The sequence below is a fragment of the Halomonas sp. hl-4 genome, from assembly GCF_900215475.1.
In the GTDB taxonomy this organism is placed as follows: domain Bacteria; phylum Pseudomonadota; class Gammaproteobacteria; order Pseudomonadales; family Halomonadaceae; genus Vreelandella.
The window spans coordinates 1,555,908-1,575,259 of record NZ_LT907845.1 but is presented as its reverse complement, the minus strand read 5'-3'; the positions used below and the strand labels follow the sequence as shown (position 1 = coordinate 1,575,259).

Annotated in this window: 19 protein-coding genes and 1 riboswitch; of the genes, 13 read left to right on the top strand and 6 right to left on the bottom strand. The window is 55.7% G+C overall.

All coding sequences use genetic code 11. From position 1 onward, the window contains the following. Positions 1-14: 14 nt before the first annotated feature. From CPH17_RS07610 to CPH17_RS07590, 5 genes are all read left to right on the top strand, one after another. Positions 15-659 (top strand): DUF2291 family protein, encoded by a 645-nt coding sequence (locus CPH17_RS07610; RefSeq protein ID WP_231896456.1) that lies wholly within the window; start codon positions 15-17, stop codon positions 657-659. Positions 660-668: 9 nt separating this feature from the next. Then, complete coding sequence (locus tag CPH17_RS07605; RefSeq protein ID WP_074397189.1) at positions 669-2,219, top strand: sugar ABC transporter ATP-binding protein; 1,551 nt, start codon at positions 669-671, stop codon at positions 2,217-2,219. Between the two features lie 23 nt (positions 2,220-2,242). Continuing rightward, positions 2,243-3,322, top strand: a complete 1,080-nt coding sequence (locus CPH17_RS07600) for an ABC transporter permease (protein WP_096298907.1) — start codon at positions 2,243-2,245, stop codon at positions 3,320-3,322. A 78-nt stretch (positions 3,323-3,400) separates the two neighbouring features. Beyond that, positions 3,401-4,357: a D-ribose ABC transporter substrate-binding protein gene (locus tag CPH17_RS07595; RefSeq protein ID WP_096298905.1), complete on the top strand. Its 957-nt coding sequence runs from the start codon at positions 3,401-3,403 to the stop codon at positions 4,355-4,357. A 63-nt stretch (positions 4,358-4,420) separates the two neighbouring features. Beyond that, a complete protein-coding gene (locus CPH17_RS07590) occupies positions 4,421-5,335 on the top strand; it encodes a ribokinase (RefSeq protein ID WP_074397186.1) in 915 nt (304 codons plus the stop codon). Between the two features lie 61 nt (positions 5,336-5,396). On the opposite strand, the gene CPH17_RS07585 is transcribed toward CPH17_RS07590, so the two are convergent. After that, entirely contained in the window at positions 5,397-5,873 is a 477-nt protein-coding gene (locus CPH17_RS07585; protein ID WP_074397185.1) for a 6,7-dimethyl-8-ribityllumazine synthase, read from the bottom strand. 97 nt (positions 5,874-5,970) lie between these two features. Next, positions 5,971-6,139: riboswitch (FMN riboswitch) on the bottom strand. Positions 6,140-6,414: 275 nt separating this feature from the next. Here CPH17_RS07585 and CPH17_RS07580 point away from each other — a divergent pair. Genes CPH17_RS07580 through CPH17_RS07570 form a run of 3 tightly spaced genes read left to right on the top strand, consistent with a single transcriptional unit; the run spans position 6,415 to position 10,380 of the window. Beyond that, positions 6,415-7,437, top strand: a complete 1,023-nt coding sequence (locus tag CPH17_RS07580; protein ID WP_441316762.1) for an AbrB family transcriptional regulator — start codon at positions 6,415-6,417, stop codon at positions 7,435-7,437. A gap of 14 nt (positions 7,438-7,451) precedes the next feature. Further along, positions 7,452-9,341 (top strand): ABC transporter ATP-binding protein, encoded by a 1,890-nt coding sequence (locus CPH17_RS07575; RefSeq protein WP_096298901.1) that lies wholly within the window; start codon positions 7,452-7,454, stop codon positions 9,339-9,341. A gap of 31 nt (positions 9,342-9,372) precedes the next feature. Next, entirely contained in the window at positions 9,373-10,380 is a 1,008-nt protein-coding gene (locus tag CPH17_RS07570; protein WP_074397182.1) for a zinc-dependent alcohol dehydrogenase family protein, read from the top strand. A gap of 95 nt (positions 10,381-10,475) precedes the next feature. Here CPH17_RS07570 and CPH17_RS07565 read toward each other — a convergent pair whose 3' ends face one another. Next, positions 10,476-11,207, bottom strand: a complete 732-nt coding sequence (locus CPH17_RS07565) for a YebC/PmpR family DNA-binding transcriptional regulator (protein WP_074397181.1) — start codon at positions 11,205-11,207, stop codon at positions 10,476-10,478. A 195-nt stretch (positions 11,208-11,402) separates the two neighbouring features. Between CPH17_RS07565 and CPH17_RS07560 the strand changes: the two genes are divergently transcribed. Together CPH17_RS07560 and CPH17_RS07555 are read left to right on the top strand one after the other, a co-directional pair. Next, entirely contained in the window at positions 11,403-12,020 is a 618-nt protein-coding gene (locus CPH17_RS07560) for a LysE family translocator (protein WP_074397180.1), read from the top strand. Between the two features lie 95 nt (positions 12,021-12,115). Further along, positions 12,116-12,601 carry a glutathione peroxidase gene (locus CPH17_RS07555; RefSeq protein WP_074397179.1) on the top strand — a complete coding sequence of 162 codons (486 nt, stop codon included), beginning with the start codon at positions 12,116-12,118 and terminating at the stop codon, positions 12,599-12,601. Here the strand turns inward: CPH17_RS07555 and CPH17_RS07550 are convergent. Further along, positions 12,598-12,981, bottom strand: coding sequence for a DUF7079 family protein (locus CPH17_RS07550; RefSeq protein WP_027338073.1), 384 nt, complete (start codon positions 12,979-12,981; stop codon positions 12,598-12,600). The two genes, CPH17_RS07555 and CPH17_RS07550, sit on opposite strands and share 4 nt — an antisense overlap. A 154-nt stretch (positions 12,982-13,135) precedes the next feature. On the opposite strand from CPH17_RS07550, the gene fabV reads away from it, so the two are divergent. Continuing rightward, entirely contained in the window at positions 13,136-14,341 is a 1,206-nt protein-coding gene (fabV, locus tag CPH17_RS07545; RefSeq protein ID WP_074397177.1) for an enoyl-ACP reductase FabV, read from the top strand. Positions 14,342-14,502: 161 nt separating this feature from the next. Further along, positions 14,503-15,480, top strand: a complete 978-nt coding sequence (locus CPH17_RS07540) for a GlxA family transcriptional regulator (protein WP_231896454.1) — start codon at positions 14,503-14,505, stop codon at positions 15,478-15,480. Between the two features lie 8 nt (positions 15,481-15,488). Here the strand turns inward: CPH17_RS07540 and CPH17_RS07535 are convergent, their stop codons facing one another. From CPH17_RS07535 to CPH17_RS07525, 3 genes are all read right to left on the bottom strand, one after another. Next, complete coding sequence (locus CPH17_RS07535) at positions 15,489-16,283, bottom strand: SDR family NAD(P)-dependent oxidoreductase (protein WP_074397176.1); 795 nt, start codon at positions 16,281-16,283, stop codon at positions 15,489-15,491. A 160-nt stretch (positions 16,284-16,443) separates the two neighbouring features. Then, on the bottom strand, positions 16,444-16,764 hold the full coding sequence (locus tag CPH17_RS07530; protein WP_096298899.1) for an antibiotic biosynthesis monooxygenase family protein: 321 nt from the start codon (positions 16,762-16,764) through the stop codon (positions 16,444-16,446). Next, complete coding sequence (locus CPH17_RS07525; protein ID WP_096298897.1) at positions 16,761-17,888, bottom strand: C45 family autoproteolytic acyltransferase/hydolase; 1,128 nt, start codon at positions 17,886-17,888, stop codon at positions 16,761-16,763. The genes CPH17_RS07530 and CPH17_RS07525 overlap by 4 nt, the downstream gene beginning before the upstream one ends. Positions 17,889-18,132: 244 nt before the next feature. Between CPH17_RS07525 and CPH17_RS07520 the strand changes: the two genes are divergently transcribed. Further along, a complete protein-coding gene (locus CPH17_RS07520) occupies positions 18,133-19,347 on the top strand; it encodes an aspartate aminotransferase family protein (protein ID WP_096298894.1) in 1,215 nt (404 codons plus the stop codon). Positions 19,348-19,352 lie beyond the last annotated feature (5 nt).

Here is a 19,352-nt window from a genome sequence, read left to right as displayed (position 1 = left end):
TAACCGGAGTGTTTATGTCGATGACATTAAATTCGGTGCCCAGTAATAAACGTATAAGAGTCTTCGTGCCGGCTGCTTTTGCCATCGCACTTGTTTTATTAATGGCATTTGACACCAAGGTGCTGAGCCTGGATGAACTCGAGAGTGAAATAGGTTTTTCGCCAGAGCAATTTGCGAAAGATAACTTTCCAGGTATTAAAGAATATGTCGAGACTAACGCCGTCGATGCATCAACACTGGCTCCCGACGCCCTTCAAAGTGCAAGTGAGGCAGGTGAGAAATATGGTGTTTCTTCTGGCGTCGGTCATATTATACCAGTCAAATTTACAGGAGAGGTCGTAGAAGAAGCATCGGGCATCTACACCGTGGATATTGCTGATATGCCTGATGATGTGGTTGTGCGATTCCAGGCAGGTTCGGCGGTTAACGGCACGACACTCCGGGATACAACCGGCGAAATTGAATTTAGTGATTTCACCAATCAAATTGAATATCAAGATGCAGGCGCCGCATTAAATAAAGAAATGAAGCGTCAAGTACTTTCGGAGATTGATGGTCAGGATTTAACAGGCAAGACGTTGGAAGTAGTTGGCTCCTTTAACATGATCAATCCTGAAAACTGGCTAATTACTCCCGTGAGTATAGCGATCAGCGAATGAGGAATGGCGATGCACAATGACCAACGACCGAGCGTGGAGACGATTTCACTTGAAGTGATTCTTTCAGCACGCAATATCGAAAAACGTTTCGGTGCCGTACAAGCCCTCAAAGAAGTCAACTTCGATATACATCGAGGACAAGTGACGACACTCTTTGGTGAAAATGGGGCGGGAAAATCCACGCTGATGAAAATTTTGTCTGGCGTCATTCCTCAGACCGCAGGCGAGATTATTTTGGAAGGCGAAAGCGTACGCTTTTCCTCACCGTCAGATGCGGAAGCGCTGGGTATTACTATCATTCATCAGGAGTTGAGCCTGGCACCCAACCTGAATGTGCGCGACAACATTTTCATGGGGCGTGAACTTACTAACGGAAAAGGTAGCGTCGACTATAACGAGGAGGCGCGTCAGACTGAACGGTTGATGGAAGAGTTGGGCGAACCGATCAACCCGCTGACGCCCGTCGAAGATCTCCGAGTGGGTCAACAGCAAATCGTTGAAATCGCCAGAGCGCTATCCAAAAACTCTCGTATTCTGATTATGGACGAGCCGACATCGGCATTGAGCGCCTCAGAAGTCGAGACGCTATTCAAGGTGGTCAGGGATCTCAAGAGCAGAGGGGTCTCGATTGTTTATATTTCTCACCATTTGGAAGAAGCACTTCAGATCACGGATCACGCCGTGGTGCTGCGCGATGGAGCCATGACCGCTTATGCCCCACGCAGGGACGTCGATCTTCAGTGGATCGTAAGGCATATGGTGGGGGATAGCTTCGACCTTGGCTCACCGCCAATGGGGTATGAGCAGGGTGATATAGCGCTATCTATTCAACATCTTTACGTGAGTGACGACAACGTCGCGGGTCGCTATGTCGTTGACGACTTTTCACTTGATGTGCGTGCCGGTGAGATCGTCTGCATTTATGGACTGATGGGCGCTGGAAGAACGGAGCTATTGGAGTGTGTCGCCGGGCGGGTGCGTCAGGCTGGGGGAGAGATCCTGCTTCAGTCAAAGGATGTATCGCACTTCACTATTGCGCAGCGAATCCAGAGAGGGCTAGTACTGGTACCCGAAGACCGCCAGCGAGATGGGTTGGTGCCCACATTGTCAGTAGGACGAAATTTATCGCTAGCGAGCATCAATACATTCACCCGCAAAGGGATAACTTCCTCCGGTTTAGAGAAAGGAATGATTGCCTCCGCTATCGATAAAGTGCATATCAAAACAGACGGTGGAGAGGCGGATATCGGCTCATTATCGGGCGGTAATCAGCAGAAAGTCGTTATTGGTAAAATGCTAGCGACCAACCCGGACGTTTTTATACTGGATGAGCCAAGCCGTGGTATTGATGTGGGAGCCAAAGCAGAAGTTTTCAAATTGCTAAGTGAAGGTGCCCGCCAAGGTTTGGCCGTTATTTTTTCGACATCTGAAGTGAGTGAATGTTTGAGTATTCCTCATAGGGTGTTGGTGATGCGAAAAGGGCGAGTATCGGCTGAATTTGGCCCTGGTGTTACCAAAGACGAAATCATGGCTGCTTCTGGTGAATCAGTAGCTGCTTAATTTAATTAATACAGGTGATTTATATGTCTAATCATAATAATAAGGGCATTGATGTTGCTAATCTGTTGTTAGAAGGCAGAGCGTTTTTAGCCCTATTAGTCATAATTGCAGTATTCTCTATGTTGTCTGCAAATTATTTTACCGTAGGCAATTTTTTAACAATGTCCTCGCATGTCGCTGTTTTCGGATTATTAGGCATTGGTATGCTGTTCGTAATTCTTACTGGAGGGATAGACTTATCAGTAGGTTCAACGATGGCATTTTGCGGCGTGTTTGCAGGAATGTTGCTTGAGGGCGTTGAGATTGAGTTTTTGAATTTAGCTGTCTTCCCCTCAGTATGGGTGGTGGTAGTGCTTACTTGTCTCTTGGGAGCCTTTGTAGGTGCTATTAATGGCGTCTTGGTCGCTTATTTTAAAGTCCCTGCTTTTGTCGCCACTTTAGGAATGCTTTATGTGGCACGGGGCGCTGCTTTATTACTTACCGATGGTTTAACATTTAATGACCTTGATGGAGAGCCCGAGCTAGGTAATACCGGGTTTGAGTGGCTAGGCTTTAATAAGCTTATGGGTATCCCTGTGGGCGTCATCATCCTTTTTGTGGTGGCGCTCGTTTGTATCATAGTACTCAGCCGAACGCCCTATGGGCGCTGGATCTATTCAACAGGTGGTAATGCGCGTGCCGCAGAGTTGTCGGGTGTGCCTGTCAATCGGGTTAAGCTATCGGTATATATTATTTCCGGAATATGCGCTGCCTTGGCTGGAGTGGTGTTGGCGTCACAACTAACCTCAGCCGGCCCCACTGCAGGGACGACATACGAACTGACTGCAATTGCTGCAGTTGTGATTGGTGGAGCCTCCTTGATGGGTGGGCGTGGGTCTATACGTAATACCTTATTGGGTGCATTTGTGATTGGCTTTCTTTCGGATGGGCTGGTGATTATTGGGGTATCAGCTTATTGGCAGATGGTCTTCACCGGCAGCGTTATTGTTCTGGCGGTAATGCTCAATAACGTTCAATACAAAAATAAGAAAAAAAGAGTTTCAAAACAGGATGGAAAAGCGACTGACAGTAATAAAGGTATTTCTAACGCAAATGCTGTTTGACAGTATATTTGTGTAGAGATGTGCCCTCAGTGGGCGCGGTTCTTAAAAGAAAACAAGCATAACTAAGAGGTGTTTCACATGCAGTTAAATCGAAAAAAAATCGCGTTTTTAGCTCTCTCCGGGCTTTCTCTTGTCTTTAGTGGCTCTTTGTCTGCTGAAGATAAAGGATTGATATCAATCATAGTCAATGATATGTCAAACCCATATTGGAAAACTGAAGGGGGTATAGCGGAAAGTACGGCAGAAGAGCTTGGGTACTCGGTCAGTTTGAGTTCGCATGTGGGCGATACAAATACCGAGAGTAACCAAATTGATACTGCTATTACGAATAATGCGAAAGCCATAATTTTGGACCCAGCAAATGCGGATGGCTCTGTTGGTGCTGTTCAGAAAGCAGTCGAAGCTGATATTCCAGTATTTATTATTAATTCAGAAATAAATGAAAAAGGATTGGCTAAAGCACAGCTTGTCTCAAACAACGCCCAGGGGGCGGCACTTGGCGCTCAGGAATGGGCAGAGCAGTTAGGTGGTGAAGGGCGCTATATCGAACTTCAAGGCCCGCCTTCCGATAATAATGCCGCGACGCGCTCCAACGGTTATGAAACCGTGCTTAGCCAGTATCCGGATATACGGCGTGAAGCCTCTGACGTAGCCAACTGGGACCGCACAGAGGGCCGAAATAAAATGCAAAGCATGCTGCGTGATAATTCCGATATCAACGGTGTGATCAGTGGTAATGATGAAATGGCATTAGGTGCCATTTCGGCACTTAAGCAGGAAGATATGTTGGATGACGTGATTGTGGGTGGGTTTGATGGTTCTCCCGATGCTGTAGATGCTGTTCGCTCGGGTGAGGTGGCCTATACCGTATTGCAGCCGGTGGCCATTTTTGCCGAAGATGCTGTTGATATTGCAGACCAATATATTAATACAGGGGAAACGGGGCTCGATAGTGAGAAGAAACTTTATGACTGCATTCTTATTACCGCGGACAATGTCGATGACTACACTTCGCCCTTTGTTCTAGAAGAGTAAGTACGCCGTTTATTGAGTCAGTCAGCCCTGGTGCTGGCTGACTTTTTGATTGGGAAAGTGCCAATGATTTTTAATTTTGGTTCCATAAATATCGATCATGCCTATCGTGTCGCCTATTTCGTTCGTCCTGGTGAAACGTTGGAAAGCAATGAATACAGTGTTGGTTTGGGTGGCAAGGGAGTCAATCAATCATTGGCGATAGCGCGCGCCAAGGGAGCGGTAAGTCACTGGGGGCGCGTTTCATCAGTAGACGCCTGGGTGGTACCTGAGTTGGAGTCTGCGGGTGTTGGTGTGCAGGATATCGAATTGGCCGCTGAGCCGAGTGGGCATGCGATTATTCAAATTGATGAACGTGGTGAAAACGCTATTCTGCTATTTTCAGGTGCTAATCATGGTTTTACGCAAGAGCGCATGAAGGTGCTTGTTGCGCAAACCACGCCTGGCGACATAATACTTATCCAGAACGAGTGTAATGGGCTTGATCAGCTTATTCCATTAGCAGTGAGCCATGGTTGCAAAGTGATATTTAACCCTGCGCCAATGACGTCGGGGGTATCGTTGTTGCCTCTGGACCAATGTGAGTTGCTTTTCTTTAACCGTACAGAGGCCGCCACCTTATTGGAAATGCCGTTAGGGTCGTGTGCTTCCGATTTGCTAAGACGTTGTAAAGAAATGCTTGGCGATACCGAAGTGGTTCTTACCCTGGGTAGTGAAGGGGCTTGGTATCAGCGCAACGATGAGACGCTTTATCAAGCGGCGTTAAAGGTAAAGGCGATAGATACAACGGCCGCAGGCGATACCTTTGTGGGTTACTTTCTTGCCGCCAGGCAAGCTGGCATGAACCCCTCACAGTGCTTGCAAAGGGCAACGGCGGCGGCTGCCCTGGCGGTTCAAAAGTGCGGTGCTGCCAGTAGCATTCCGATGGCGGAAGAGGTCGACAGGTTGATATTACAAGCGGCGTTGGAGCAATTTGAGTGAATTTTATCGTTACTTTTTAAAAGTGAGCGGCCATGAGACCGCTCGGCATCTTATTTCGTGGCTAACTTAGCTCACGAATTTTGCGATGATTGTGCAGGGTCACCACTAAAGCTTCCGCAGCTTCCTTGCCTTTGGCGCGGAAATGGTCATGGAAAAAAGCATGGTGCGTGCTGTGTTCATGAAAATGATGAGGCGTCAGCACAACCGAAAGAATGGGTATTTCGGTTTCCAGTTGCGCTTGCATCATGCCTTCAATGACCGCTTGAGCAACGAATTCATGCCGATAGATACCGCCATCAATGACAAAGCCTGCCCCCACAATGGCGCTGTAACGGCCAGTCTTGGCGAGTAGTTTCGCCTGAAGCGGGATTTCGTAAGCTCCTGCAACTTGGAATATCTCTACTTGATCGGCAGAAAAACCATGCTCGCTGGCAAGTTGAGCAATGAATGCCTCTCTGGCTTGGGTGACAATATCGTGATGCCAAGATGCTTCGATAAAGGCAACGCGCACTGATGAGGAGTGTTGGGTCTGATTCATGGTCATCCTATAGGGATTGTTTACCAGAACCAGGGCATGAGGTATCCAATAGCACAGCACCCGAATGCGTTAGAACGCTACGGGTCATATCACTAGGAAACCTTCTCTTTTATCCGGACTATCACCGTCGGCTCCGGAATCTCACCGAATCTGCTGACCTCAAGCGACAGATAACACCTGACGGTTGAGCGCTCGTGGGCTTGTCCGCATGTTATTGGCGCGGCATTACCACCGGTGGGGACTTTCACCCCGCCCTGAGAAAGTTCGCCACTTATGGCGGCCAAACATTATACGCTTGCTGTCCAGAAGATGCAGATACCGCCGTGAAATAATTTGGTTTACGACCTCTGACCAACATATTGGCGCTTTAATAGGAATTAACGACGAAATGGTTAGGTTGTCTTCACGCCCCAAACCGGCGCTATCAGTGGTAAGCTAGCCTACGCTTAGCAGGTTAATGATTGAGTTGGTGGCAATCAGGGACGATGAGTAGGGAGTCAAGGTGGCGGGCATCAGGTTACATCCAGGGAATCAAAAAGCGTTGGCCAAGTCACTTGCCATTGGCGCGGTGGGTGGCGCCTTGTTTGAGCTAAGCGGCTTACCGCTTGCCTGGATGCTGGGCCCCATGATTGCCAATCTGCTGGCTTCTTCCCGGGGAGTTGACGTTGCCGTGCCTGAGCCGCTGCGCAACGTGTTTTTAGCGGTAATGGGGTTGGTGCTGGGCAGTCAGGTGACGCCACAGCTCGCTCAACGTGTGTTGGACTGGCCACTATCCGCGGGTCTGTTGCTGATAGGGGTGGCCGCCTCGACAGCGGTAGCTGCTGCCTGGTATCGGCGTTGTGGCTTCGATCCGGTCAGCGCCTGGTTTGGCGCTTCGCCTGGTGCCATGACTGCGATGATTATGCTGGGGGACAAGTGCGGCGGTGACGCCCAACGGATCGCAGTGGCCCAGTCGCTGCGTATTATCCTGGTGATCCTTTTCTTGCCGCCGCTGTTTTGGGCCTTTGAGGGCGATGCTGGGGCGGCGACCTCTGAGCACGCAACCCTGGCGCACGGCTGGATGCTGCTAACCATTCCGCTGCTGTTGCCGCTAGGGCGTTGGCTGCGCCTGCCTAGCGCGGCCTTACTGGCCCCTCTGATAGCGGCGGCGCTGTTATCGGGTTTTGATATAGCGAGCCTCACGCTACCCGATTGGGGTATGAACCTGATGCTATGGGTGCTGGGCAGCGCAATAGGCTCACGCTTTAAAGGTATGACGCGGCGGCTGTTGGGGCGCTATTTATGGCAGTCCGGCGTAGCCACATTGCTGGCGCTTGTAGTACTGGCACTGTTTGCCGAAATGATTCACCAATTGCTAGGTGTCGGGCGCGACGTGGCGCTGCTGGCGCTGGCGCCTGGCGGAATTGGTGAGATGGCAATTTTGGCTGTGGCGCTTGATATCGATCCCGTTTTTGTTGCCTTCCATCATTTATTGCGCATGGTGACGCTGATGATCGTTGCCCCTTTTTGGGCCCGCTGGCTGCTTCGCCGCCAGCCTTCCTCTCTGTCATCAAACGACAAGTAACGTAAGGACTCTCCATGCTTTTGCGTATGCTCACGCCGCTATTTCGTTACTTTGAAACACGCGTTAACCCTTACCCTGAAGGCGAGGTGGCTACGCCACCCAGGGGGCTTGCGGCGTTTATCTGGCACTTTTCGCGTCCCGTTTGGCCGCTGTTGCTGCTGATGTCGCTGTTCACCGCCTTGGTCTCCGCGGCTGAGGTCGTTTTTTTTAGCTATATGGGCGAGCTGGTCGACTGGCTAGGCAACGTGGAGCGGGAGAATTTCTGGTCGGACAATGGTCTTTGGCTTTCCGGGGTCGGCATTTTGGTGCTGGTAGGCCTGCCTCTTTTGGTGCTGCTGCAGTCGCTGGTGACCCACCAAAGCATCTTCGGCAACTACCCGATGATCGGCCGCTGGCTATCGCATCGGCACATGCTAAGCCAAAGCCTGGCATTTTATCAGGACGAGTTTGCCGGGCGGGTGTCGCAGAAAGTCATGCAGACGGCGCTTGCGATTCGCGAAACCGTCACCAAGGTGATGGACCTGCTGGTCTACGCAGTGGTGTATTTCACCGGTGCGGCGATTTTGTTGGGGCGCGCCGACCCCTGGTTGCTACTGCCGCTGGGCCTTTGGCTTGCTGGCTATTTGGCGATCATGCGGTTTTTTGTGCCGCGCCTGCGCGATGTGTCGATGGCCCAGGCGGATGCCCGCGCCCAGATGACCGGCCGCGTGGTGGACAGCTACAGCAATATCCAAACCATCAAACTGTTTGCCGATACCCAGCGTGAGCAGGGCTATGCCCGCGATGCCATGGAAGGTTTTATGGGCACCGTGCATCGCCAAATGCGGTTGGTGACTATCATGAGCGTGTGCCTGACGTTGCTCAACACCGCGCTGCTGGTCGGCACGGCAGGCATGGCGATTAGCGCCTGGTACGTGGATGCCATTTCGTTGGGCGTGCTTGCCATTGCCATTGCGCTGGTGATGCGTATTCGCTTTATGTCCGACTGGATTTTATGGGAAGTCGCCGGGCTATTCGAAAACATCGGCACGGTTCAGGATGGCATGAACACCATCGCCCGGGAGCCGGCAGTACGCGATGCGCCCAACGCGAAAGCATTACGTGTCCCCCACGGGGGGATTGCCTTTGAAGCGTTGCGCTTTGGCTATGAACAAGCCAGGGGCGAAAATAAAACCGTGTTCAACGGCTTAAGTTTAAATATTGCGCCGGGCGAGAAGATCGGCCTGATCGGCCGCTCCGGGGCGGGCAAATCGACCCTGGCGAATCTGCTGTTGCGCTTTTACGACATCCAGGGTGGGCGCATTCTCATCGACGGTCAGAACATTGCCGAGGTCACTCAAACCTCGCTGCGCCACCAGATTGGCATGGTGACTCAGGATACCTCGTTACTCCACCGCTCGCTGCGCGATAACATCCGCTACGGCAGCCCTCATGCCAACGATGATGATGTCTGGGAAGCGGTATGCCGCGCCCACGCCGATACCTTCATTAATGATTTAGTCGATCCCAAAGGGCGGCGAGGCCTGGATGCTCACGTCGGTGAGCGGGGCGTTAAACTGTCCGGCGGTCAGCGTCAGCGCATCGCCATTGCTCGCGTGTTGCTCAAAAACGCACCGATTCTGGTGCTGGATGAAGCCACCTCGGCGCTGGATTCCGAGGTGGAAGCCGCGATCCAGGAGCAACTCGATACGCTAATGGAGGGCAAAACCGTCATTGCCATTGCTCACCGGCTGTCGACCATTGCCATGCTCGACCGGCTGATCGTGGTGGATGAAGGGCAGATTGTTGAGAGCGGTACACACACCGAGCTATTGGCACAGGAAGGTATCTACGCACGTCTTTGGCGTCGTCAGTCGGGTGGCTTTATCGGCCTTGATGTGGGCGCCGGTCGCCCCAACGATTAATGTACCGACCATTCTGTCCAAAGAGGTTTTCATGCAAGCGATTCAACTGAAAGCACCAGGCGGTCTCGACCACCTGACGGTGGTAGATCAGGCCGCACCTGGCGAGCCGGGGAAAGGCGAAATTCGTGTGCGCTTGCACGCCAGCTCGCTGAATTTTCACGACTACGCTGTGGTGGCAGGAATGATACCCACCGACGATGGCCGCATCCCCATGTCGGATGGCGCCGGGGTCGTCGACGCCGTGGGTGAAGGCGTAAGCGAGTTCTCCGTGGGCGACCCGGTGGTCTCGACCTTCTTTCCAGGCTGGGTTGAAGGCCCGGCACGGGTTGGCGATTTCCGTACCACCCCCGGCGATGGCATCGATGGCTATGCACGCGAGCAGGTTATCGCGCCTGCCACGTCGTTCACCTATCAGCCGGCTGAGTACAGCCACGCCGAATCCGCCACTTTGACCACCGCCGGTCTCACCGCCTGGCGCGCGCTGGTCGTTGACGGAGGCCTGAAGGCTGGCGATACGGTGCTGGTGCTGGGCACCGGCGGTGTATCAATTTTTGCGCTGCAGTTTGCCAAGATGATGGGCGCGCGGGTGATTGCCACCTCGTCTTCCAACGAAAAGCTGGCTCGCCTGCGTGAGTTGGGGGCGGAACACACCATCAACTACCAAGAAACGCCCGAGTGGGGCAAAGCCGTCAAGGCATTGACCGAGGGCGAAGGCGTTGATCACGTGGTAGAAGTCGGTGGCCCCGGTACGCTGCCGCAGTCAATTGATGCGGTTAAGATCGGTGGGCATATTGCGCTGATTGGTGTGCTAACTGGACGCGAAGGTGAAATCCCCACTGCCAAGCTGATGGCTAAGCAGGCCACCCTCAAAGGCTTGATTGTCGGCAGCCGCCGCGACCAGATTGAAATGATCCGCGCTATCGAAGCCAATGGTATGCGGCCAATCATCGACCGCGAATTCGCGCTGACCGACATTGCCGATGCGTTTCGTCACCAAGAGGCCGGTAAGCACTTTGGGAAAATTTGTCTGACGTTCTAGCCGAGTGAATAGGTTGCCGTCATGACTTTGCTTCCATGTGATGGTGACGGGGCCCACCAACGCCGCCTAACGGGCGGCGTTGGTGTGTTGGCCATTTACTCGCTGTCTGAGGGCAACTCAGCGCTGTGGTAGACGTTTTGTACGTCGTCCAGATCGTTAAGCGTGTTCAATAATTTTTCAAACATGGCGACATCGTCGCCCTCTACCGGCGTGGTGGTTTGCGGTAGAAACTGAATTTCATCGACTTCGAAGTCTACCTCGCCGAAGGTGTCAAGCAGCGCCTGCTTGGCCTTGGCGTAGTCGGTATGCGGCGCAAACACGGTGATGCGGCCGTCTTCCAGTTCGATGTCGGTGACGTCGACATCCGCCTCCATCAGCGCTTCCAGCACGGCTTCTTCGTCGCTACCGGCAAACGCGAAAATCGCGCAGTGGTCAAACATGTGGCTGACGCTGCCAGGGGTGCCGATTTTGCTTTTGGTTTTAGTGAAACAACCGCGCACATCCCCAAAGGTGCGGTTGGGATTGTCGGTCAAGCATTCGACAATCACCATGGCGTTACCGGGGCCAAAGCCTTCGTAGCGTGCGGGTGAGAAATCCTCGCCGCCGGCGCCGCTGGCCTTGTCCAATGCCTTATCAATCACGTGAGACGGCACTTGGTCTTTCTTGGCGCGCTCCATCAAGCCCCGCAGCGCCAGGTTGGCATTGGGATCAGTGCCTCCCGCTTTGGCGCAAACATAAATCTCGCGACCATACTTGCTGTAGACTTTTGTCTTCGCATCGGCCGTTTTGGCCATGGATTCTTTACGGTTCTGAAAAGCCCTACCCATGTTGACGTCCTGTAATCAGTAATCACCTCTGCAGGTCAGAGGCATTATCAAAAGGCCAAAGTTTACCCAACAGCGTATCATGCTAACAGCGTTATTTGCGCACGCGCAGGGGTCGCCTCGCTGGACGTGAGGTACACTGTGCGCGTCACCCTCTGTCGGTGGTAAAAGGAATAATAAGCGAGCAAGGAGAACCACATGCCATTCTCACTTTGGCTATCGTTGGCGGCGGTATGCGCCATGGGTGCCATGTCGCCGGGGCCGAGTCTGGCACTGGTGCTGCGCCATACGCTGGGCGGCGGCAGGCTGGTCGGCATGACGGCCGCGCTATGTCATGCCGGCGGGGTGGGGGCCTATGCGCTGCTCACCGTGTTGGGCTTGGGCGCCTTGATCGCCAAGTCGCCTGCGCTCTTTCAACTGATTACCTGGGCGGGGGCCGCCTACCTGGCGTGGTTGGGTATCCAGGCGTTGCGCGCGGGTGGCGCGGGGGCCATGCAGCAACAGGGGGCGGTCACTTCCAACGCTCGCGCTGCCAAAGAAGGCTTGCTGGTGGCGCTTGGCAATCCCAAGCTGATCATTTTCTTCATTGCCCTGCTGAGCCAGTTTGTGACGCCTGACATGAGCCTGCTCGGCAAAGTATTGATCGTGGTGACGGCGATGGTCATCGACGGCGGATGGTACGTGCTGGTGGCCGTTGCGCTGTCCCATTCGCGGGTGTTGCCCTGGCTTCAGCAGCGCGCCCACTGGATCAACCGGATTACCGGCGTCTTGCTGTTGGCACTGGCGCTGCGCGTCGTGGCGGGCCCACTGGGCTAGACGGCTCATGCCTGGCCCGGCGAACTGGTGCATGGGGCGCAGACATGGCATGGTAGGCGGTTAGGTGAGGCGTTCCAGGGGGGGGAAGGCGACAGATGACACTTTACGATCAGGATTGTTATACCCACTTGGGGCAGCCGTTCAATCTGCGCGCATTGCAGGGTCAGGTCTTATTGGTGGTGAATGTCGCCAGCCGCTGCGGTTTTACCCCGCAGCTTAAAGAGCTGGAAATGCTCTACCAACGCTATCGCGACCGTGGCTTCACCGTGCTGGGATTTCCTTGTGATCAGTTTGGCAAGCAGTCGCCGGAAAGCGCCGAGGCCTTTTGTAGGTTTGGTGAACAGAACTATGGCGTGACGTTTCCATTAATGGAAAAAGTGCGCGTTAACGGTAGTCAGGCGCATCCGTTGTTTGTGCTTCTCAAACGTGAGGCGCCCGGTGTATTGGGTACGCAAATGATCAAATGGAATTTTACTAAGTTTTTAATTGGGCGAGATGGCAAGGTGGTTGCCCGCTTTGGTCCCCGTGATAAAGGCCGTCCACTGCGACTTCAGTTGGAGCGCGCCTTGGATGAGGCTTAGGCCTCGCTGCGGGCGATCATCACCCGGCTCATTAACTCATTCCAGCGGTGGCGCACCATCATCGTGGTCATACCCGAAAACAGCGCCCAGCTTTTACGCCGCCAACCCTTTAAACGCAGGTTATGGCTGACCAGTTGTTGCATCAGTTTACGGTCATTGAACTGCCGCCATTCACTGGCAATAGACAGTTGGTATCGGGCCATCACCGGTGCCATTTCTAAGCGAAACATCCACTCCAGCTCGTGAAACGACATCTGATACCGCTCCACCACCTCCACCATCTGGGCATAATCGCGCTCGCTGGGTTCGCGGTCCAGCCACAACGGGGCCAGTGCCAACCATAAATCACCGCGTTCATCGACTAGCTGCTGTGCGTTCATTTACAAAGCCTCGTGGGCGGTCGTAGGTGAAACGATATCCTGACGTGAAAGGTCAATAAGCTCAATAGCGGACAGCGCCGCCTGAGCCCGCTAGAATGGCGTCACTCCAAGACGGTGCGACACCGAATACGTTTTTTCGAAGAAGAGGTTCACTGTGATTATCAAACCCAAAGTACGCGGCTTTATTTGCACGACCACCCACCCGGTTGGCTGCGAGCAGAACGTTCGCGAGCAGATCGAGGCCACTCGCGCCCGCAATCTGGACAAAAGCGCCGGGCCCAAAAAGGTGCTGGTGATCGGGGCTTCCAGCGGGTACGGCCTGGCGGCGCGGATCACCGCGGCGTTTGGCTACGGTGCCGATACCCTGGGCGTGTTCTTTGAAAAACCTGCCACCGAGAGCAAACCCGGTACCGCAGGCTGGTACAACAGTGCGGCGTTCGATAAGTTCGCCAAGCAGGAAGGCCTTTACAGCAAGTCGATCAACGGCGACGCCTTCTCCCACGAAGCGCGTCAAAAAGCCATCGAACTGATCAAGCAGGACATGGGCGAAGTCGACCTGGTGGTGTATTCGCTAGCCTCACCGGTGCGTAAGTTGCCGGATAGTGGCGAGCTCAAGCGCTCTAGTTTGAAGCCGATTGGTGAAACCTACCGCGCCACGGCGATCGACACCAACAAAGACGCCATTATCGAAGCCGAGGTAGAGCCTGCCACCCAGCAAGAGATCGACGACACCATCACTGTGATGGGCGGCGAAGACTGGGAACTTTGGATGGATGCGCTCGACCAGGCTGGCGTGCTGGCGAAGGGCGCGCGCAGCGTGGCGTTTAGCTATATCGGCACCGAGATCACCTGGCCGATTTATTGGCACGGCGCGCTGGGTAAAGCCAAGGAAGATTTAGACCGCGCAGCGGCGGCTATCGATGCCAAGCTGAAAGAGACGGGGGGCGGCGCCAACGTGGCGGTACTCAAGTCAGTGGTGACCCAAGCCAGCGCGGCGATCCCGGTGATGCCGCTATACATCGCCATGGTCTATCGCATCATGAAAGAGCAAGGCGTTCACGAAGGTACCATTGATCAGCTCAATCGCTTGTTTGGCGAGCGCCTCTACGCGCCTCAAGGCGGCGAAATGGCCACCGATGAAGTGGGCCGCTTGCGCCTGGATGACTGGGAGCTGCGCGACGATATCCAGAAAGCCTGCCAGGACCTGTGGCCGGAAGTCACCACCGACAACCTGTTCGAGATCACCGACTACGCTGGCTACAAGCACGAGTTTCTGAAGCTGTTTGGCTTTGAGCGTGACGATGTCGATTACGATGCTGACGTCGACACGCTGGTCGAGTTTGATGTGGTCAACCTATAAGCGCATGGCCTTGCCGCCACGCATTCATTGCGTCATTCGTCGGGCCTATGGCCCGGCGTTTTTGCATTTGCACGGGGTATTTTTTTCCTCGCGACGCCGTCGCTGCCTTTACCCAAGCAATTGGTTAAGATGGCGGTTTGTTTTCGTCACGGCGGTTTACCATGCAGCATAACGCAGATATCTCTCCGAATGCTGCCTCGCGACGGCGGGTAGCGTTTGTGCTGCTGCCCGGGTTTTCGCTGCTGGCCCATGCCAGCGCGCTGGAACCCTTGCAAATGGCTAATCAGCTCAGTGGGCAGATGCTTTACCATACCGTCACGCTAAGCATGGATAGCGAGCCGGTGCGCAGCGGCGCGCAGCTATCATTGCTGGCTGAGCATGCCCTGGACTCGCCACTTGGCCCTCTCGACTGGCTACTGATCTGCGCGCCTACGCCGTTGCCCTACGCGCTGCCCGCCAAGCTGAATGAGTGGCTACGGGGACATATGGGGCGTGGTGTGATGCTGGGCGGGCTGGCGGGCGGCACCGAAGTGCTGGCGCGTTGCGGACTGTTAGAGGGCTATCGTGCCACACTGCCGTGGCAGCGGTTTGACGCCTTTGCCCAGGCATATCCCCAGGTGACGCTTTCCCAGCAGCTATTTGAGATCGACCGCGATAGGCTCACCTGCGCGGGCGGTACGGCGGCGATGGACATGATGCTGACGTTGATCAGCCAGCATCACGGCGCACGTTTGGCCGAGCAGGTGTCGGAGCAGTTTTTATGTGACCGTATTCGCATGGCCGATGAACGCCAGCACGTACCCTTGCGCAGCCGTTTGGGCCACGCTCCGCAGAGCTTGGTGGATGCCGTTACGCTGATGGAAGCCAATATCGAGGAGCCGCTCTCAACCTTGGAGCTGGCCGAGCACTTGGGGATTTCCCGGCGTCAGTTAGAGCGGCTATTTAAGAAGTACCTGCAGGCGGTGCCCAGTCGCTATTACTTGGATCTGCGCTTGCAGGAAGCCCGCAAACAGCTGCGGGAAAGCGACCGGGCGGTAGGCGATATTGCGTTTGCCACCGGGTTTTCCTCGGGGGCGCACTTTTCAACCGCCTACCGTCACCATTTCGGCATGACGCCGAGGGAAGAACGCCTGGGTTAAGGGTTCATTCAGGTAAGCGTATCCACGATCCCGCCTTCCACGCGCAGGGCGGCGCCGGTGGTGGCGCTGGCCTGGGGCGAGGCCGCGTAGACGCTCATGCTAGCCACTTCCTCGGGGGTTGCCAGGCGCTGAATGATCGACGAGGGGCGGTTCTCCTGCACGAAGCGTGCTTCCACGTCCTCTTGCGAAACGCCTTCTTTTTCGGCCATTTCCTGGATCATGTTGAGCACGCCCTCGGAGCGGGTCGGCCCCGGTAAAATGGCGTTGACGGTCACCTGGGTGCCGCTCAATACTTTCGCAAGGCCCCGCGAGACCGACAGCAGCGCCGATTTGGTCATGCCGTAGTGGACCATTTCGCTGGGAATGTTGATGCCTGATTCGCTGGACAGGAACTGGATGCGCCCCCAGTCCCGGTCGCGCATACCCTGGGCGTAGTGGCGCGACAGGCGCACGGCGCTCATGATGTTAACGTCGAAAAACTGCTGCCAGGTAGCGTCGTCGACCTCAAAAAAGTCCTGCGGACCAAAGATGCCCACGTTATTGATCAGGATGTCGGTCTCCGGCTGCTGATCGATCAGCGTCTGGCAGCCCTCGGCGGTGCCCAAGTCGGCGGCCACGCCCGTCGCTTTGGCGTTGGGAACGTCTTTCTTGATGGCCGCGATGGCCTCGTCAATTCGCGCCTGGGTGCGCCCGGTGATAACCACCTCGGCACCTGCATTGGCCAGGCCCTGGGCAATCGCAAAGCCGATACCTGCTGTCGAACCGGTGATAATCGCGTGCTTGCCGTTGAGATCAATCTGCATGGAGTGCTCCTCTCGTCCTGAGTATCAGTACCTCACTACACAACGAATAACTTTATAGCTTGCTAAGGAATATGGGGCTCTTACGGCGCTCTTCAAGGGCAGCGTTCTTCAATGTGCCAGGCTCATTCATGCTAAATGTGATCGCTAGCCCCACGCTCGGTTATGACTCGGCATTTGGCGGCATCACCGCCCACTCCGGCTCCTCGAATTCGCCGATCAGGCGGATCTCGCAGCAGGGGGCCGCACGACGGATGATCTCCTTGATCTTCGGGTTGGGCTGGGCTTCCATGGCGTCGCGGCTGGCCTTGCTGTCCCAATGGGCGATGGCGATCAGGGTGTTGGGGTCGCCGATCTTACGATGCAGTTCGGTGCCGCGTGCCCCTGGTGCCTGCTGGATGAGTTGGCTGGCGCGGACCCAGGCGTCAGCGTAGTCCTCGGCGCGGTAGCCGTCGCGGATATGCACTTCGAAGATATATTTCATGGCGCTTCTCCCTGTTGCTGCTGCTGAAGCTTTCGATCCTGGGCCAGTGTATCCCGCCCACCGTCCTGATCCGGCGGCCTCTTTTCTTCGAGCGCGATGCTCAGCGTCTGCCGGGTCTTGCAGGGGTAGCCGTGGCGCAGGTGAAGGGTGCGCTCGTCGAGGGCCATCACCACCGAGAACAAGGTCTCCATGCGCTCGGCCTCGGGCAGGTCGATGTCGGTGTGTTTGCAGATCGACATGGGCGCATTGTGGTGGTCGCTCAGTACGTCGAACAGCGCGTTGACGCTGGCCTTGGGCGGTGGGTCGAGCAGCTCATCGAGGCGGCGCAGGCGCACATGGGAGTCGGGCTTGGGGAAATCGGCGACACAGGCGGTGGCGGCCGCGGCGTAGAGGTGGTTGGTATGGGTCACCCGCCCGTCGCGGGCCTCGAGTACCCCCGGCGGCCCGGGCTGGACCTCGAAGCCGGCGGCCTGGCCTGCGGCGCTCGCGACCAGAAAGTGCGCCGGTGAAGCGACGCGGTCTTCCGCGACGATGCGCTGGGCGCTGGTGAAACCGTCGCTCTCGAGAAGTTTGCGCAGGGCGACGTGGATCGGCAAACCGTCGCCGCAGGTCTGCGAGCGGATGGCGTTGAGACACACGCCGAGGCCGTGGGCGTTGAGGCCGATCTTGGCCAGCATCCCGGCCTCGCCGACGCTGACCAGCGGCGGGGCGTCGTCGCCCTCTATGTGCAGTACCACCACGTTGTCGAGCTGGTCGAGACGCCAGTCCCAGTTCTGGGCCAGCCACTGGCGACCCTGCTGGTAGAGCGAGAAAGCGGAACAGCCGCCGCTGGCTTGGGTTAGTGAGATCTCGCTGCGACAGTTAAGGGTGAGGATGTCGTCGCGCTGCAGATCGGCGCCCTCGGCAATGCCCTCAAGCTCATCCAGGATCGCCGGAAAGCCGCGTTCGATAGCCGGTATAAAGCGGCGTGCCTCTTGCCGGGCTGCAGCCCAGTCGAGGCCTACAAAGTCTTGAAACAGCCGGTCATAGACCTCAATGCTGCGCTGAATCTGTGCGGCGTGACACTGGCCATGGGCCACGCCAATGGCATGGCGGCTACCACGCAGGTGGGTTACGTTGAGCATGCGGCGTGCTCCTCGGGGATTTACTCAAGCCTAGCGCGAACAGCGTTGAAGTGCAGGGGGGCTTGGGTATGCAGGGTCACTGATGCCGTGAGGTGAGCAAGGATGGATAATAGAGTGTTACAAAAAAGGAGGGCGCCAGTTAAATGCTGCTTTTCATAATTTGCCGTCCCATTGCTGAAAGCAGTTACCCTATTCGGCCCCTTATACTGTTTTCATTCCCTTACTCCACTGGAGGTAGCGTCCCATGAGCCACACCCCAAGCCGTCAGGATTTCGATCACTACATGGCGCCAAACTACTCGCCGCAGCAGGTCATTCCGGTGCGTGGTGAAGGCAGCCGCTTGTGGGACCAGGAGGGGCGTGAATATATCGATTTCGCCGGGGGCATCGCGGTCAATTCCCTGGGCCATTGCCACCCGGTGTTGGTCAACGCCCTCAGGACCCAGGGCGAAAAGCTGTGGCATCTCTCCAATGTGTTTACCAACGAACCAGCGCTTAAGCTTGCCAAAGCGCTGGTCGAGCGCACCTTCGCCGACAAGGTGTTTTTATGCTCCTCCGGCGGTGAAGCCAACGAAGCCGCGCTGAAGCTGGCGCGCCGCTGGGCGGTGGACAACCACGGCGAGCACAAGGACAAGATCATCTCGTTCTATCAGTCCTTTCACGGGCGTACCTTCTTTACCGTGAGCGTGGGCGGCCAGCCCAAGTACTCCCAGGGCTTTGGCCCGGTGCCCGGCGGCATTCTGCACGCCACCTACAACGATCTGGAAAGCGTGCGCAAGCTGGTCGGCGACGACACCTGCGCGATCATGGTCGAGCCCATGCAGGGCGAGGGCGGCATCGTGTCCGGCACCCAAGCCTTCCTTCAGGGGTTACGCGACCTGTGCGACGAGCACCAGGCGCTTTTGATTTTTGACGAAGTTCAAACCGGCGTGGGCCGCAGCGGTGAGCTCTACGCCTACATGAATTACGGTATTACCCCGGATATTCTCACCAGCGCCAAGTCCCTGGGCGGTGGTTTCCCGGTGGGGGCGATGCTGGCGACCGATGCGGTTGCAAAATCATTGGTCATCGGTACCCACGGCTCCACCTACGGCGGCAACGCGCTGGCATCTGCTGTTGCCCTGGCGGCGGTCGAGTTTATCGATACCCCCGAGGTGCTTGAAGGTGTCAAAAAGCGTCATGACCTGTTTCGCGAGCACCTTGAAACCATCAATCGCAAGCACGGCGTATTTAAAGAGATTCGCGGTATGGGCCTGCTGATGGGGGCGCAGATGTCGGATGCCTTCGAGGGCCGCGCCAAGGACATTCTGCCGCTGGCGATCGAGGAAGGCTTGATGGCGCTGATTGCCGGACCCAACGTGCTGCGCATGGCGCCGTCGCTGGTGATTCCCGAAGCGGATATTGTGGAAGGCATGGCCCGTCTGGAGCGTGCCATCGAACGGTTGGTTGCGACCGAATGAGCGAG

Coding starts and splice junctions, on each gene's coding strand:
- CPH17_RS07575 (WP_096298901.1), top strand. CDS start 7,452: ATGCTTTTGCGTATGCTCACGCCGCTATTTCGTTACTTTGAAACACGC.
- CPH17_RS07530 (WP_096298899.1), bottom strand. CDS start 16,764: ATGAAATATATCTTCGAAGTGCATATCCGCGACGGCTACCGCGCCGAG.
- CPH17_RS07525 (WP_096298897.1), bottom strand. CDS start 17,888: ATGCTCAACGTAACCCACCTGCGTGGTAGCCGCCATGCCATTGGCGTG.
- CPH17_RS07550 (WP_027338073.1), bottom strand. CDS start 12,981: ATGAACGCACAGCAGCTAGTCGATGAACGCGGTGATTTATGGTTGGCA.
- CPH17_RS07595 (WP_096298905.1), top strand. CDS start 3,401: ATGCAGTTAAATCGAAAAAAAATCGCGTTTTTAGCTCTCTCCGGGCTT.
- CPH17_RS07560 (WP_074397180.1), top strand. CDS start 11,403: ATGCCATTCTCACTTTGGCTATCGTTGGCGGCGGTATGCGCCATGGGT.
- CPH17_RS07610 (WP_231896456.1), top strand. CDS start 15: ATGTCGATGACATTAAATTCGGTGCCCAGTAATAAACGTATAAGAGTC.
- CPH17_RS07600 (WP_096298907.1), top strand. CDS start 2,243: ATGTCTAATCATAATAATAAGGGCATTGATGTTGCTAATCTGTTGTTA.
- CPH17_RS07565 (WP_074397181.1), bottom strand. CDS start 11,207: ATGGGTAGGGCTTTTCAGAACCGTAAAGAATCCATGGCCAAAACGGCC.
- CPH17_RS07555 (WP_074397179.1), top strand. CDS start 12,116: ATGACACTTTACGATCAGGATTGTTATACCCACTTGGGGCAGCCGTTC.
- CPH17_RS07605 (WP_074397189.1), top strand. CDS start 669: ATGCACAATGACCAACGACCGAGCGTGGAGACGATTTCACTTGAAGTG.
- CPH17_RS07535 (WP_074397176.1), bottom strand. CDS start 16,283: ATGCAGATTGATCTCAACGGCAAGCACGCGATTATCACCGGTTCGACA.
- CPH17_RS07570 (WP_074397182.1), top strand. CDS start 9,373: ATGCAAGCGATTCAACTGAAAGCACCAGGCGGTCTCGACCACCTGACG.
- CPH17_RS07585 (WP_074397185.1), bottom strand. CDS start 5,873: ATGAATCAGACCCAACACTCCTCATCAGTGCGCGTTGCCTTTATCGAA.
- CPH17_RS07590 (WP_074397186.1), top strand. CDS start 4,421: ATGATTTTTAATTTTGGTTCCATAAATATCGATCATGCCTATCGTGTC.
- CPH17_RS07520 (WP_096298894.1), top strand. CDS start 18,133: ATGAGCCACACCCCAAGCCGTCAGGATTTCGATCACTACATGGCGCCA.
- CPH17_RS07540 (WP_231896454.1), top strand. CDS start 14,503: ATGCAGCATAACGCAGATATCTCTCCGAATGCTGCCTCGCGACGGCGG.